The sequence below is a fragment of the Leptospira kirschneri serovar Cynopteri str. 3522 CT genome (assembly GCF_000243695.2).
GTDB lineage: Bacteria > Spirochaetota > Leptospiria > Leptospirales > Leptospiraceae > Leptospira > Leptospira kirschneri.
Genome location: NZ_AHMN02000020.1, coordinates 187400 through 202975, shown reverse-complemented (window position 1 = coordinate 202975; position 15576 = coordinate 187400). Strand labels below are relative to the sequence as shown.

The 15576-nt window shown below is 36.4% G+C and carries 12 protein-coding genes; 6 read left to right on the top strand and 6 right to left on the bottom strand.

Annotated features, from left to right (window positions below; genetic code table 11):
• Positions 1 to 48 precede the first annotated feature (48 nt).
• Both radA and LEP1GSC049_RS208740 read right to left on the bottom strand, forming a co-directional pair.
• Positions 49 to 1428 (bottom strand): DNA repair protein RadA, encoded by a 1380-nt coding sequence (gene radA, locus LEP1GSC049_RS208735; protein ID WP_016748572.1) that lies wholly within the window; start codon positions 1426 to 1428, stop codon positions 49 to 51.
• A complete protein-coding gene (locus tag LEP1GSC049_RS208740) occupies positions 1425 to 2063 on the bottom strand; it encodes a ribonuclease D (RefSeq protein WP_004753787.1) in 639 nt (212 codons plus the stop codon). The genes radA and LEP1GSC049_RS208740 overlap by 4 nt, the downstream gene beginning before the upstream one ends.
• A gap of 116 nt (positions 2064 to 2179) precedes the next feature.
• Here LEP1GSC049_RS208740 and LEP1GSC049_RS208745 point away from each other — a divergent pair, with 116 nt between their 5' ends.
• The 3 genes from LEP1GSC049_RS208745 to LEP1GSC049_RS208755 all read left to right on the top strand — a co-directional run bounded on the left by LEP1GSC049_RS208745 (position 2180) and on the right by LEP1GSC049_RS208755 (position 6500).
• Positions 2180 to 4120 (top strand): glycoside hydrolase family 36 protein, encoded by a 1941-nt coding sequence (locus LEP1GSC049_RS208745; protein ID WP_004754591.1) that lies wholly within the window; start codon positions 2180 to 2182, stop codon positions 4118 to 4120.
• A 56-nt stretch (positions 4121 to 4176) separates the two neighbouring features.
• Positions 4177 to 4662: a putative lipoprotein gene (locus tag LEP1GSC049_RS208750; RefSeq protein WP_004759345.1), complete on the top strand. Its 486-nt coding sequence runs from the start codon at positions 4177 to 4179 to the stop codon at positions 4660 to 4662.
• A gap of 347 nt (positions 4663 to 5009) precedes the next feature.
• Positions 5010 to 6500, top strand: coding sequence for a hypothetical protein (locus LEP1GSC049_RS208755; protein ID WP_025178540.1), 1491 nt, complete (start codon positions 5010 to 5012; stop codon positions 6498 to 6500).
• 40 nt (positions 6501 to 6540) lie between these two features.
• Here the strand turns inward: LEP1GSC049_RS208755 and LEP1GSC049_RS208760 are convergent, their stop codons facing one another.
• The 4 genes from LEP1GSC049_RS208760 to LEP1GSC049_RS208775 form a co-directional block, all read right to left on the bottom strand.
• Complete coding sequence (locus LEP1GSC049_RS208760) at positions 6541 to 7716, bottom strand: hypothetical protein (protein ID WP_004762987.1); 1176 nt, start codon at positions 7714 to 7716, stop codon at positions 6541 to 6543.
• A 199-nt stretch (positions 7717 to 7915) separates the two neighbouring features.
• Positions 7916 to 9025, bottom strand: coding sequence for a SpoIIE family protein phosphatase (locus LEP1GSC049_RS208765; RefSeq protein ID WP_004754961.1), 1110 nt, complete (start codon positions 9023 to 9025; stop codon positions 7916 to 7918).
• A gap of 1 nt (position 9026) precedes the next feature.
• A complete protein-coding gene (locus tag LEP1GSC049_RS208770) occupies positions 9027 to 9842 on the bottom strand; it encodes a hypothetical protein (RefSeq protein WP_004754296.1) in 816 nt (271 codons plus the stop codon).
• A 2-nt stretch (positions 9843 to 9844) separates the two neighbouring features.
• Positions 9845 to 10753: a histone deacetylase family protein gene (locus LEP1GSC049_RS208775; RefSeq protein ID WP_004755293.1), complete on the bottom strand. Its 909-nt coding sequence runs from the start codon at positions 10751 to 10753 to the stop codon at positions 9845 to 9847.
• Positions 10754 to 10855: 102 nt separating this feature from the next.
• Here LEP1GSC049_RS208775 and pyk point away from each other — a divergent pair, with 102 nt between their 5' ends.
• The 3 genes from pyk (at position 10856) to LEP1GSC049_RS208790 (ending at position 15563) form a co-directional block, all read left to right on the top strand.
• On the top strand, positions 10856 to 12283 hold the full coding sequence (gene pyk / locus LEP1GSC049_RS208780) for a pyruvate kinase (protein ID WP_004762998.1): 1428 nt from the start codon (positions 10856 to 10858) through the stop codon (positions 12281 to 12283).
• Between the two features lie 1274 nt (positions 12284 to 13557).
• Entirely contained in the window at positions 13558 to 14499 is a 942-nt protein-coding gene (locus LEP1GSC049_RS208785) for a sensor domain-containing diguanylate cyclase (protein WP_004759461.1), read from the top strand.
• Between the two features lie 122 nt (positions 14500 to 14621).
• Positions 14622 to 15563 (top strand): sensor domain-containing diguanylate cyclase, encoded by a 942-nt coding sequence (locus LEP1GSC049_RS208790; RefSeq protein WP_004755222.1) that lies wholly within the window; start codon positions 14622 to 14624, stop codon positions 15561 to 15563.
• The last annotated feature ends 13 nt before the right edge of the window (positions 15564 to 15576 follow it).

Sequence of the window (15576 nt, the reverse complement as noted above, 5' to 3'; positions counted from 1 at the left end):
TTTTTCAACATTTATATTATAAAAAAAGAATATTCAAAAAAATATGATTTAGTTGGCGCCCGGAAAAAGAGAGCGCAGATCGTTCAAAGAACGAATCCCTTTGATTTGTATCTCTAAATTTTGATCCAATTCGCTTAAATTTCCTTCGGGCAAAATTACCTTCTTCATACCAACTCCAGCCAATTCCTTAACCCTAAGATTGGCCTGACCAATACTACGCACTTCTCCCGAAAGCCCAACCTCGCCCAAAACACAAGTTCCTTTTGGAAGAGGTTGATCCAGATAACTGGATATAATCGAAGCACAAATCGCAAGATCCAAAGCAGGTTCATCCGCGCTCAAACCTCCAGCAAGATTACTAAATAGATCACATTCTCCTAATTTGATTTTAATATACTTTTCGATCACAGCGGCCAGCAAGATCACACGACGAGTATCCGGACCTTCCGCCATCCTCCTCGCTTGAGCAAAACCGGTTTTACTAACCAAAGCCTGCACTTCCACAGTAAGCGCCCTACTACCTTCCAAAACCGCACTGATCACAGAACCGCTTCTTTCTTCCGCACCAGCACTTACAAAAACACGATTTCGATCCCCTACTTCTCTTAAACCGCCAGAAAACATTTCAAAAATTGCAAGATCACCAACTGCACCAAAACGATTTTTCACCGCTCTAAGTAAACGATAATAATTGAGTCTATCTCCTTCAAAATAAAGAACCGTGTCCACAAGATGTTCTAAAACTTTAGGTCCAGCGATCGTTCCTTCCTTGGTAATATGTCCGGTCATTAAAATCGGAATTCCAGATCGTTTTGCAGTTTCCAATAAAACTTGAGTACACTCTCTCAGTTGTGTGACAGTTCCGGCTTGGTTGGGAAGTGCCTCTCTTGCAATCGTCTGAATCGAATCTACAAAAACGACCGTAGGTCTTTCCCCTTCAATCATAGAAGAAATATTTTCAGCAACCGTTTCAGATGTGACAAAAAGATTAGAAGCACTGATTCCCATCCTCTCCGCGCGCATCCGAATTTGAGAAGGGGATTCTTCTCCGGAAATATAGAGAACGTTTTTATTTACCTGTGTCAGATAACGTGAAACTTCTAAAATCAAAGTGGACTTGCCAACACCTGGTTCTCCACCGATCAAAGTCAGAGAACCTGGAACCAGTCCTCCCCCCAAAACGAGATCCAATTCTTTTAGACCAGTTCCCATTCTTTTAAGAGATTCTTCTTCTACTCTGTCTAAAGGAATCGGTTCTTTATACGATTTGTTTTTTTGAGAACTTCCGTTCGAAGAAGAGAAACGTTCACCACCTATCTCTTCCACGATCGAATTCCAATTCCCACAGGATTCACATTTCCCCGCCCAGCGTGTATAATCTTGACCACAGGACTGACATATAAAGGTTCGAGTGAGTTTCTTTTTCAATGTTCAAAAAGAGCAGGCATTTCAAGCCAATCGATCTGATTAAAAACAGGAAGACAACGAAAAGCTTCCCTTGCCAAAGAATCCCTACCCTCTCTTACTAAAATTTCAGTAAGTTTTTGTTCTAGAGAAATTAGATATTTAACGTCTCCGCTCGCATATTCTATTTGATCTTTCGTAAGTATCTTTTTTCCCCAATCGGAAGATTGATTTTTTTTATCGATCACCTCGTCGTAAAACTCCCTGATGAGATCTTTCAAACCGTGTTTGTCCGTATAAGTACGAGCAAGTTTACTAGCAATTTTTGTACAAAATACATTTTGCAAATCGATTCCCAAACGATAACGTAGAAAAAGAGAATCCATTCTCGCAAAATGAAAAATTTTTACGATCTCAGGATCCTCAAATAAAGACTTAAGTAACGGAGCTTCTTTTTGATCTGGAAGGATTTGAACCAAACTTATGTTATTCGAAGAATCACAAATCTGCACTACACAAAGTCTGTCTCTTCTAGGATTGAGTCCCATCATTTCACAATCGACCGCTAAACGATCGTCTGATTTATATTCTTCAAATCTTTGCTCCGAAAGATCTCCAAGAAAAAGCTCTGGTTTTATAGTTGAAGGTTTTAGAGGCATAATTTCATAATAATCCGTGCCACGCGGTTTTCGGGAATCAAAAATACGAAGTGGAAATTCTCTTATTATAGAAAAGTTTCCATTCGGAAAAAAGAAAAAGATGAGCGATAGAGATTATGAGAGCCATTCTAAACTACAAAGTCTATGAGAATTCCTTTACATCCACTTTTGAAATATCAGGTAAAGAAACTAAAACCTATAGCGATTGTCGAAATTTTTCACTTTCTCTTGGGCATAAAAAAACAGGAAAGAATGAAACTTTCAAACCCCATCTAGAATGGATCGGAGAACAAAGACCCAAGGCCGGAACAGAATTACTTACCTTGGAAATCGAACTTCCTCCACACCAACTGAACGAACCTAAAATTTTTCAACACGGCTATCAATCCTGGAGCCTTTGCGGAGTTTATCCACTTTCAGAAGTAGACGAATCTCCAAAGTTGGACTTTCTAAAATATTGTCAGGAGAATTTTTACACAAACCATTCCGGCGTAAACGGAGACTGGCACAGCGAAGGAATGATCCTTTTAATTTCTTCTTCAAAAGAACCGAATTACTTTGTGGGCGCGATCGGTCCGGGAGAACAAGGAGTCAAGTTTAGAGTCATTTCTTCTTCCAGAAAAGAAGAATTAGAAAGTTCTAAAAAGAAACCTAGAATTTTTAACTCTGGAATTTCTTTGATCTACGATTTTTATCGTTATGAAGATTTCAGAGGAAATAAAATCCCTCTGACTCCAATAGGAATTTCTCGTTTTACCATCAAACCAGAATTACACTTAAAAAAGTATTTTAGTGAATTAGGAAAAGCTCATAAAGTAAAACTTACTACCACTCCAGCTCCAACCGGTTGGTGTTCCTGGTATCAATACTATACTAAAATATCCGAAAAGATCATTCTGAAAAATCTTTCTCTTATAAAGGAAAAAAAACTTCCGATCCAATTCTTTCAGATAGACGACGGCTACCAAAAAGAAATAGGAGACTGGCTGACTACAAACGATAAATTTCCGGGTGGAATGAGACTGTTAGCCGAGGAAATTCGAAGAGAAAAATTGATTCCTGGAATTTGGCTCGCTCCTTTTTTAGTCCGAAAAAAATCCGAATTTTTCCAAAAATATCCAGAAGCTGTTTTAAAAGATAGGGACGGAAAACCTACCCCCGCGCTTTGGAACCCTCTTTGGGGAATGGATCACACGTATTGTATAGACGTCACCCATCCCACTTCTAGGGATTTTTTAGAGAACATTTTTAAAACAATCGTAAAAGAATTCGGTTATTCCTATCTCAAACTGGACTTTTTATATGCAGCCTTACTTCCTGGCTGGACTTACGACCGAGGAGTTTCACCTCACAAACGTTATACGGACGTAATTAAGTTCATCCGCAAGATAGTAGGAAAAGAAATATTTTTACTAGGATGTGGGGCGCCTATCTATCCTTCGATCGGACTTTTTGATGCGATGAGGATCAGTTGCGACGTAGCTCCTTTTTGGGGAAGGGAAAAAGTTAGGATTTTATCCAAAGACAAACACGCTCTTTGTACTGAAAGAGCCTTGATCAACGATATCAACCGTTCTTCAATGCATAGAAATTTATGGATTAACGATCCCGACTGTCTTTTAGTTCGAGAAAGTAAAAATAAAATGACCACCGCACAAACTCAATTGATGGCAAGTGTAATGGCAGTAAGCGGAGGAATACTTTTTATCAGCGACGATCTTTCTCTAATCGGAGAAGAAAGACTCACTTTTTTAAAAAGAACTTTAGAACTAGGAGCCAAGTGTAAAAACAAAACCCCGATCCCGATAGGAATCAGCTCCGGACTTTTTCCACCGGCACTTTACAACCCCGCCGGTTTTTTAGGAATCTGGAACCCGAACGAAGTAGAAAATACAATCGAAATCGAAACTACTTTCGTTTCCAAACCCAAACAATTTATAGATTATTGGACCGGACAAGTTCCAGAATCTTTAGAATACTCTGTAAAAACAGGAATTTTAAAACTAAAACTTCCAGCATTCGGTTCCGTGGTATTACAAACCGCAAAAGTTGTTTGACTCAAGGCACAGCTATCAAATAGAATTCCAACCGAAAAACAAGGAGACTTCGTTTGATGAAACGTATTCAAAAACTACTGATCGCTTTGATTCTTGGGCTTACCATCATTTCTTTCAATGATTGTTTTATTTCCGATTCCGTTTCCAGAGCGGTTGATTCTCTCAGTAAATCCTCTGATTCTTTAGAAAGTCTTTCTAAGTCGATTAAATCTCTTTCTACTTCGGTGAGTTCTATTTTTTCCTCTTCTTCAGACGACGATGAAAAAAAAGAAAAGGCGTATCTCAAAGACGTTAGAGATCTAACTGCGATACACGTAGAAAACGGATTTCAAGAAATCGAATTTAAAAACGATCTTACAACACTGGCGCTTCATAACGGACTCACAAACTGGAAGTCATTGCGCGTAACGTATTTAGGAATTGGAAGTGGACTCAAAAAAGCAGGAGTAAACGAAGATAAATTTCAAACCTTTCTTTCTCAAATCGGAACTTCCAATCCAGAAATTGTAGAATCCATCCGAAAAGGATTTCATCAATTCTGAGATTTTTTTTCATTCCTTTGTGGATAGCCCTGTTGTTTTCCACAGGGCTTTATTCCACTCCTACAACCGCTGATTTTATCTATGTAGATTCGAACATTGGACAATCCAGCGGAGGACACACCGGAATTAGAGTAGGAAACAAAGTATATCACTATCAATTTTTTCCGGACGACATCTTTCATATAGTTCGAGAATCCTACGACGATTTCGCTTTTGATTACAATATCATTTCTAATCGAACCAGCGTTCTTACTAGACTCAAACTTAGCCAGAAAGAAGTCTCCGCATTAGAATCCGGACTCAATCGTCTTTATCTGGTCCAATTTAGACATCTGCAAAATCTGGAGATGTTAAAAAAGGAAACCAAGTTCTTAGAAGAACTAAATTCACCCGAAAAAAAAATAGGACTGAGAGCCACCGCCTACTTTACTTCCGAATATAATTCAGCTCTTTCCAAAGATTTAAAATCAAAACTTACGACCGCGTTAGGTGAAAATTTTCTAAAAGACTTAGAACAGAACCTGAAGGACGAAATACTCTCTCCTAACAACTTACTCGTAAAAATGGAGTTTTCCCCTCTTCCCGAAAAAATGCACAAATACGTTTTTCCGTTTTTGAAACCAGGATCTTATTTAAAAATACGAGACATCTTAGAAGGGATCCTATTTTGTCAAATCTTAAGGGAAGAATGGGGTTTAAATTCAGAATTAAAAATATCGAATATACAAGAACCATTAAGTACTAAGGAAAAGGAACTTTTAGAAAACTTCAGAGAAAAACAAACGAAAGGGCTGATACAAACTTTATCCGACAAAGATCCAGGTTGGGCTTATAGCGCACTTGTAACTTTAGCCAGACTACACACAATCGAAGAAAGCATCCGAATAGGATCTCCCGTTTTTTTATCCAGTTTCCCGGACGATTCCCCCATCGTTTACAAAGAAGATTCACAAGACGCGCAAACGCTTCAATATTTTTTCGAAGAAACATGGGCCATCGTTTCAATGGCTAGAAAAAAAATATCCACCTTAAACGAACTTACAGAAAAGGAATATCAGATCTGGGAAGACGCGTCCAACAGAGCCTTTGAGTTTCAAGAAGGAATTCAAACCTCGATTCCAGTACGAGTGACGTCTGAAAAACTACTTCCTCAAAGAGAAAACAAATTCCTAATCCCTATGTATTTGCCTGAAAATTCCGTGCTTAAGAAATATCTAATATTTGCAAAACAAAGAGAAAAAGAATACCATAGTCGTTTAAAAAAACTCTACCCATTTCGCATTTTATTTGAAAACTGTACGACTGAAATTTTAAAAAGTGCCCAAAATTCTTTTGAACAAAATGAAATCTCCTTTCCTGGAAAAAAGATAAACTTTAATTTTTCGCTCTCCTTTATTCCTTTTTACGCTTCTTATTCCGTTTCCAATAGCTGGGATAACGAAGGAGAAAAAATTTTTCTTTCATATCGAAGAAGAAAATTAGCCGAACTACTTGAACAAAATCCAAACTTGAAAACCCATATTTTAGAATCGTTTACATTTTCTTCTTCCATCTACAAATCAAATCGAGAGGATCATTTTTTTCCACTTTTTACGGACGACGTATTTTTGGGTCGACCCTTGTACGGAACCGTAAATTTAGCGGCAGGAATCGGATCCACATTGATAGGCGTTTTCACGTTACCCTTTGACAAAGGAGAAAAACTTCAAAAAGGATTCCAATCCTTATTCTTTAGTCTTCCAGAATTAGTTTTTTTTAATATTCGAAAAGGAACATTTCCTTCCGTTTCCATAAAAGAGATCCCCGAAGAACTTTTTCAGTTTCAAGACGAGGATTAAAGACGGAAGACTTTATCCTTGTTTAAAATACCGATTATAATCACTCTTGATCCGCCTCCTGCAACCAGTCTTCAACGTTTGTCTTCTCTTGAGCTCTTTTCAAAAACACATTGTCAGAACCTGCACCTAGTGTTCTCTGAGTAGCCGAAACGCTTTCAAACATCCAGATCATTCTATTTTGCGACTCGGGCATACTTGTTTGAGATTCAAGTCTTGCGATTGCTTCTAAAAAAATCTCTATAACAATCATATCTTGAACTTTCTTTTTCTTTTCCTGCAATATGTGCTTTGCATTTTTATAGTCAAGATCAGCCAAAAGTGCGGCAATGTATCCTAACTGATCATAACATTCACAATTTCTTAGAAATTCAAGAGCCTCAGAACCATTTCTTTCCAAATACCACTTTGTATATCTAGTCTGAAAAACGAATTTATTTTCCAGATAGTTTTTACCGATCGTTGCGATAGATTTGTCGAAAATTTTACTTTCGATTTTTCTTGAAAATGCAGTCAGGTAAATCGCAAGATAACCAGAAACTTGATACATACTATATTTTCTTTTCCTTTCAGTCGCAAATCTGTATGCACTCAACACTAAATCGCAAAATTCTTCCCGATCTTCCTGATTTAGGGAAAGAATTCCCTGGGAAATCACCAAGTAAATATCACTATTAAGGTTATCTCCAAGGTAATCGTATTTTCTATTTTTTAAGGCATATTTTCGTGAGTATTCGAACGAGTTTAATAAAAAATCTCGAATCCGTTCTCTATATTTTTCAATCGCATATAATTTCAAAAAACAGAATATAGGAGTCGCAATGACTGGATAATCGGTTTCAGTTTCTAAAACTTTTTTGGACTCTTCCCAAAGTATCAAAAAAGACTCATCATCGGCTAATCTTGCGAGGATAATATATAAATTATCTTTTATGATGGTAAATCCGAGAGCAAACTTCCTAATTTCTTCCCTTAGAAACGAATCATTTTCTTTTTCTAAAATTTCGAAAGTTTTATTTAAATATTTATCATATAGAGCATTGATAAAAGATTTATAATCATCCCAATTCGGATCGTATTTTTTACTGATTACACTCTGATATAATGAACCATCGTAATCATAGGCTTTTATTTTTTTGAGTATAGCCAACAAATCTTCACCTGTTTTTCCTTCTAAACGTTCTAATTCAAAAAGAATTTCGTCTTTAAAAGTTTTCATTCATCAGCCTCCGTAAGTTACTTTTTAAGCGAGGTAAAAATCAAACCAGACATTTGGCACTTTCAAACATCTATCAAATAATCATGAACTTATTTATTATATTTCCTTCATATTCAATATAAAATTGGCAGAATCTATTGGCCCAAGAACGATCCAATCTAAATGTTTAAAAGCAAACAACGATCAATTATTGATTTTTTTAATGAATCTCTAAAAGAATATAAGAAGAATCATCCCTATATTCTTTAGAAGGAATCGAAGTACGAACAAAATCATCCAAAGCTTTTTTCATGGGTTTGATAGGATTCTCTTCTGACTTATGGATACGATCTAACTCTGAAATTAAAGGATGATTGAGATTGTTTATAATCCCGTCCGAAAAAAGAAAGATAACGTCCTTATCTTCTAAAAGGACTTCATGACTCGGAAAATCTAAATCCTCTAAAATTCCCAACAACTGGCCCGATTTTTCTTTTAAAAAAGAGAACCCATCTTTATGAAAATGTACTGGAAACGGATGTCCTCCTCTCGCATACACCAACTTTTTATCGTTCGGAAAAAGAATCACACAGGCAGCGGTCATACTATGAGTTCCGATATTCAGACAAAGTTCTTGATTCATTCTGTGTAGAATATCACTCGGGTTATTGGAATTTTTAAATTCTTCCCTAGCAATCGTAGTCATCAAAAGAGCAATCAAACCGGAAGTAACTCCGTGATCCTCAACGTCTCCTAAAAGTACGAGTGTGGATTTTTCCTTTTTCAAGATCACATTAAAGTCTCCGCTCACAAAGGAAACCGGAGTAATATCCGCTTCCACCTTATACGGACTTAAATCAGGAATAGAAAAAATTTTTCCTTGAACCCTAGAAGCGAGACGAAGATCCCGCATGATCACTTCCTCTCGTATATCTTTTTCTTTTAGAATAACATAATAATCGTATGCTTTTTGAATTGCGATTTGAACCGTCTGAATCGAAAAAGGTTTCAGTAAAAAATCACTCGCTTTGTGGGTCAAAGAAGTGACCACGTTATTGATGTCCCTTTCGCCGGTCATCATGATCACTTGGGTTTTAGATTCCAAATTCTTAAAATAGGGAAGAATTTCAAGACCACTTGTACCAGGCATATGAATATCCAGAAAAACAATCGGATTCAATTCTTTTTCGAAGTATTGTTTTCCTTGTTCCACGGAATCGAAAAAAACGCTCTGATACCCTAACTTATTTAGAATGAGTTCTAAAGTTTCTCCGACATCTCTGTCGTCGTCTAAAATGATGATCTCTGGTTTTAGGGAAAATTCCGTCATATTATATTTTCCTGATATACCTTATTTCGGAAACGATCTTTTTCACTTTTTTATCATATTCTTCATCAAAAAGAGTCGCTTCCATATAAGAATTAATACAGGAAACCATTTCTCCGTATTTCCAAATGTAAATATTTCCCGTGGAAGCTTCATAAATTTTTTCTTTGTGAATCTGATCGCTCAGTTCCCTCAAATTGGTTCTGCTAAAAGATTGTAGAATCGCTCTAAACCTTCCTTCTTTTTCTGGATCCACAAATTGAAAAGACTTATGAAATAAAACCGCATCGTGAAAGTATTCTGGAATATTAAAAGCTCCGTATGCTCCCAATTTAGCCGCGAGAATTTTAATAAACGAAGTGATTTCATTCATCAGAGAAAGTCCGGGATACTCTTGTCCCTGATAGAGTTTCTTTTTGGCCTTCATATTTTTCATTTTTAAATTCTGAGTCAGGAGCCAGTCAATATAAACGAGCTTATAGGAATGATCCAGCTTTTTAAACTGAAAGTCAGAAAATTTTAAACGCATATGGACCAAAATTCCGCCAGAAAGATCTTTGATATAAATTCGATTGTCCATATCAGAAATTCCATCCAAAGAAATTTCGTAATCCTGATAACCTCTTACTTTCAAAATCCGAAAAATACCGGCGCTTTCAATCATCTCTTTTACTTCTTCTTGGGAAAAACGATTAAAAAGCCTATTTTCGATTCCAAGAGAAGTATGAAACTCTCTGGAAATGTCGATCATTCCCAGCTCTTGACCATCCCAAAAACCTGGGTTTCCTTTTTTCTTATCAGAATTGGAAAAGATGCCCATACTCAGTCGGCCGCAAATATTTTAATCGTATTATAATGGATCGTTACCGTATCGTAAAAATCTTTTGCGTATCCTCCAGCAGGAAGAATAACAACCCGAGTGTCGTTCAACGAATACACAAAGTCTCTTATGATCTGATCTCTTTTTCTTAAACCCTGAAACGTAAGTTTCAAATCACCGAGAGAATCTCCTTCAAACGGATCAGCTCCCGCGATATAAAAAATCAAATCCGGTTTAAAATCAGATTCAATTTTATGTAAGGATTTTTTCAAAAGCTCAAGATATTCTTTATCGTCTGTTCCTTCTTCTAAAGAAATATCTAAATCGGATTTTTCTTTCTTTGGATATAAATTCTCCTGATGCATGGAAAATGTAAATACGTCGGGATCATCTTGAAATACAAATGAATTTCCGTTGCCTTGGTGAAGATCTAAATCGATAAAAAGAATTTTTTTACCTGGATATTCTTTCTGATACAACTTACTCGCAATCGCCGCATCATTCAAATAGCAAAATCCTTCCGCCCGATCCGGCATACTATGGTGGAAACCTCCACCTATATGATAAACAAACTTATATTTCTGAGTCAGTTCCATTGAAAGAATAGTACCCCCCACGGCTAAAACAAAACTATGAACGATTTGTTTTGTTAGAGGAAGTTCGGAATACTGGGTTCTTTCTGTGATTTTGAGAGAGAAAAAATCATCTAAGAATTCTTGAGTATGAACTAAAGATAAGTCTTTAGTTTTAGCTAAGTCCGGTTTATAGATATAAAGATTAGAAAGTTTAGAATCCCGTTTTACAAGATCATAAACCATTTGGTATTTCCTTGCCGGAAATACGTGAGGCCCCAGATCTAAGTTATAATCCGGGTGATAAACCAAACCGATACGTTCTAAGTGCTTCTCCAAGAAGAGGACGCCTATTTTTGGTTCATTCTATTTTCCGGTTTCCGTTCGTAAAGAGGAAATATTCGCTGGAAGAACGAGTATATTTCTTTACAATTGCCTTGCATGAAAATTCTAAACGGGAAAAAAACCAAAATCGTCTGCACTATAGGTCCGGCTTCTTCTTCCGAAGAAACCATACTCTCCATTCTCAAAGCTGGAATGGATATAGCTCGGATGAATTTTTCACACGGCACTCACGATTCTCATAAAAGAGTCTATGACACGTTACGCAAGTGCGAACAAATTTTCGGATTTCCTTTAGGGATCATGGCAGACCTACAAGGTCCTAAAATTCGAACCGGAAAATTAAAACTCAACTCCATTCTACTTCATAAGAATCAAGAGATTCAAATCGTTCCGGACTCTGATATTTTGGGAGACGAGCATAGGATCGGTTGTACGTATCCAAATCTAATTAGAGACATACAAGAAGAAGACAAGATTCTAATCGACGACGGTAAATTGATTTTAAAAGTTATTTCTAAAAAATCGGACTCCGCTACTTTAAAAGTAATCGTAGGCGGGATCTTATGGAGCAACAAAGGAATTAATCTTCCAGGAACGCCTATCTCCGCCCCCGCTCTTTCCGAAAAAGACGTGGAAGATCTTAAGTTAGCACTCTCTCTAGGCGTAGATTACGCGGCTCTCAGTTTTGTTCGCACCGGAGCAGACTTAGAATTAGCAAGATCTTATTTAGAAGGTACGTATACCGGACTCATCGCAAAGATAGAAAGACCGGAAGCGATCGGAAACATAGAAGAAATCATAGAAAGAGCAGACGGAATCATGATTGCAAGAGGAGATCTAGGAGTAGAAATCGATACTGAAAAAGTTCCTATTCTACAAAAAGAACTCATCTACAAACTCAATCAAGCGGGCAAACCGGTAATTACAGCGACTCAAATGTTGGAATCTATGATTGAAAATCCAAGACCTACCCGTGCAGAAGCAAGCGACGTAGCCAACGCGGTCATGGATGGAACGGACGCGGTTATGCTTTCCGCAGAATCGGCTAACGGTCATTATCCGGTCGAATCCGTTGAGATCATGTCTAAAATCATTCAAGAAACCGAAACCATCGATCATATCTATGAGATTCACTGGAATATTAAAAAAACGTTCTTAGAATCAGAAAAAACCGCACTGGGAAACGCCGCAAGAGAAATAGCCCACGGAATTCATGCAAAGGCAATCGTTAATTTTACGAGAAGCGGTTATTCCGCATTGATTACCTCCGAAATGAGGCCCAAAGTTCCCATCTACTCTTTCACTCCGTTTGTGACTACCGCCAGAAAGATGAAACTCTATCGAGGTGTGGTTCCATTTGTAATGCCTTTTTTTACGAGGTTGGAAGATATGATCGCTTACATGAATCAGAAACTCAAAGAGGACGAATTTCTTTTTCCAGGAGATAAGGTGGTAATTCTTTCCGGAGCACCAGGAGCCACGGTCAGAAGTGTAGACTTTTTACAGATTTATAAAATACATTGAGAGTTTGACGTACAAATCTAAAAATGTGGGAACTATTACAAATTCGAAAATTGATTTTTGTAAGTCCTGCAAATCATATCATCTACACACTGTTAGTTTGTAATCAAAACGATGAATCTCTCTTAAACGTGAGTTCGGCTATGATTCTCATTTTTCTGAAAAAAATTGGAATCTGAATTTCACAGATCGATTCCTAAAATGTGGGAACTATTACAAATCAAGATTTTAATATTAAAACTTAGGTCGGAACTACAGCCATATTTCTAAAACGTGGGAACTATTACAAATCAAGATTTGACGAACAAAATCTAAAATTGTAGGAACTCTAGAAGACTCTTTCTCGACCGAACTTACGTTAAACTGGGATTTAAATTTTGATAATGGTCGCAAAAACGGCTTTGTACAAAAATCGGATTGGACGATGATTCTTTTTTATTTTATAGTAGTTCCCACAATTTTCAAAGTTTAACTGGTATTTGTGAGAGTTCCCACGTTTATTTTTTACAAAAAAATAGACCTAAGGTAAAACTGATTTCTTACGTTCTTGCTTGAGTTATTTCAGAGTCTATAATTTCACTTAAAATCGTTTAAAGATAGTTATATGGTCAATTCTGTAAATTATCTCTAAAAACTTTTTATTCGGAACTATACCAAACATTTATCACCAACAGAGTTTTATGATAAAAATTCAGTATGTCCGATTTATAGGAATCAGAAAACAAAAATTAGACTCCTATTTTTTAAAGATAAAATATCAGATTCGCCTAAACCTAATTAGACGAGTAAAATAAAAAACTTAAAAAAAACGAAAGTTCGGTATAAGAAATCCTCTTTATAAAAATTTATTTTTCAGTATTTTGAGATCAGATAGATACAAGTAATAATCGAATCAACTCATATTAATTCATATTATCAATTGGCACATTTTATAAACGATTAAATAGGAAGGATTTTATATAAATACATAACAATCTTCCGTTTTTATAATTTTAATTCATTCAAGAACAACATTCTATAATTTGAATACAATTTATTATATAATGTTCATCTTTCGATTTGGTTTTTTTACTTTGCAGTTATGATTTTTAGTTATAAAATTGCGTCTATTAGACTACTTTTACAAGAGGCAAAATAAAAACATTCGTGGAGTCAAAGAGAATCACTCTTCATTCATACAAAAATTTTTTACAAAACTTCTCAAACCGAATTCTTATGACTAAACAAAACTTCTTCTTTAATTGCCTCATTCATTTCTTTTTTATCCGAGGAATCGCGTGAAATACGAAGAAATGAAATACGATATCGAAAAATTTTTTGATTATTCTTTAGATATGCTTTGTATAGCAAAACTAGATGGATACATATTCAGAATCAATCCTTCTTTCCAAAAAGCATTTGGTTGGAAAAACGAAGATCTACTCGCCTTCGGTTCTTATACGTTCCTACATCCAGATGACGTAGAGGCAACCTACCAAGTTGTAGAAAGATTAAAAAAAGGTGTGCCTATTGTATCCTTTCAAAATCGTTATCGTTGTGCCAATGGGGAATATAAAAACTTTTCTTGGACGGCCTTTCCTGATCTGCGTTCTGAATTGATTTACGCCATCGCAAGAGACATTACTGAAATCGTAGAATCTAACCGTAGACTCAACCAACTCGCGGCAGAACTCAAAGACGCAAACGATAAATTATTTGAACAAGCAAGTACAGATCCTCTCACAAAGTTAAAAAATAGGAGAACATTTAGCAAAGAATTAAACGATCTGATCATTCACACGAACAAAAAAAGAGGACTTTTATCTTTATTAATGATCGATGTGGACCATTTCAAAACATACAACGATCAATTTGGTCATCCCGCAGGAGATCGGGTTTTAATCCGCTTGGCCTCCGTTTTTACTTATACACTACGAATCACTGATTTATTGGCTCGGTTTGGCGGAGAAGAATTTGTAGTCGCATTACCAGACACCGGAGAATACAAAGCAATCGAAGTCGCGGATCGATTGGTAACCACAATCGAAAAAGAAACCTGGGAAAACCGATCTATCACGATCAGCGTAGGCATTGCAACCTTAGACTTCAGCCTTCCAATTTTTACTTTTTGCGATACGGATCTTTCTACAAGGATTGTAGAAGAAGCAGACCGTGCTCTCTATCGTTCCAAAGCCAACGGTAGAAATCAAGCGACTCATTGTTCCCAGATTTTGTCGTGATCCAAGTTCTTAATAAACAAATTGGATTCATTTTGAAGAAGAACTCTATTTTTAGGTTAAAAATTGTAAAACCGACTCGTTGTAAAAGAAGCTTTCATTTATAAGTAACTGGAGAAAATAATTTGGAATATAAAAACGAATACAATCTTGAAAAATTCTACAACTATTCTTTGGATTTATTTTCCATTCAAAGAATGGATGGGACAGTCATTTCCGTAAATCCATCCTTTGAGAGAATCTTGGGTTGGAAAGAAGAAGAACTACTAGGTAAAAGTCCTTTTCATCTTTTACATCCTGAGGATCAAGAAACGATTCTACAGGAATTTCAAAAATTAGATGGAGGAATTCCCAGATACTCCATTCAAAATCGTTGCAGATGTGCAGACGGAACTTACAAATATTTTGCTTGGACTGGTTTTCCAGATGTAGAATCCGGTTTGGTTTATATCACAGGAAGAGATATTACCGAAACGATCGAATCCAATCGTAAGATCAGTCAATTGGCAACTGAACTCAAAGACGCAAACGATAAACTATTCGAACAAGCATCTACCGATTCATTGACAAAACTTAAAAACAGAAGAGCCTTCAACGAAGCATTAAATCATTTAGTTCATTTCTCTCAAAAACAATTCAGTCCCCTTTCTCTATTGATGATCGACGCAGATCATTTTAAGGACTACAACGATACGTTTGGGCATCTCGAAGGAGATAAAGTTTTAATCACTTTAGCGGATCTTTTGACAAAAGCATTTCGAAAAGGTGACGTACTCGCTAGATACGGAGGAGAAGAATTTATCGTAGCTCTTCCATTAACCTCTGAAAACGAGGCGATCGAAATTTCGGAAAGACTCATTCAAACCGTGAAAGAATTTAATTGGGAAAAAAGAAGTATTACAGTCAGCGTAGGTGCTGCTACACACGACTTTAATTCAAATTCTAAAAACATAAATTTAGAATATTCGATAAGTCTAATCGAGCAAGCGGATAAAGCTCTCTATTGCTCCAAAGTGAACGGTAGAAATAGAATCACTCATTTTTCAAGAAAAAGCTCCTCCTTATAACAAAATTAAAATA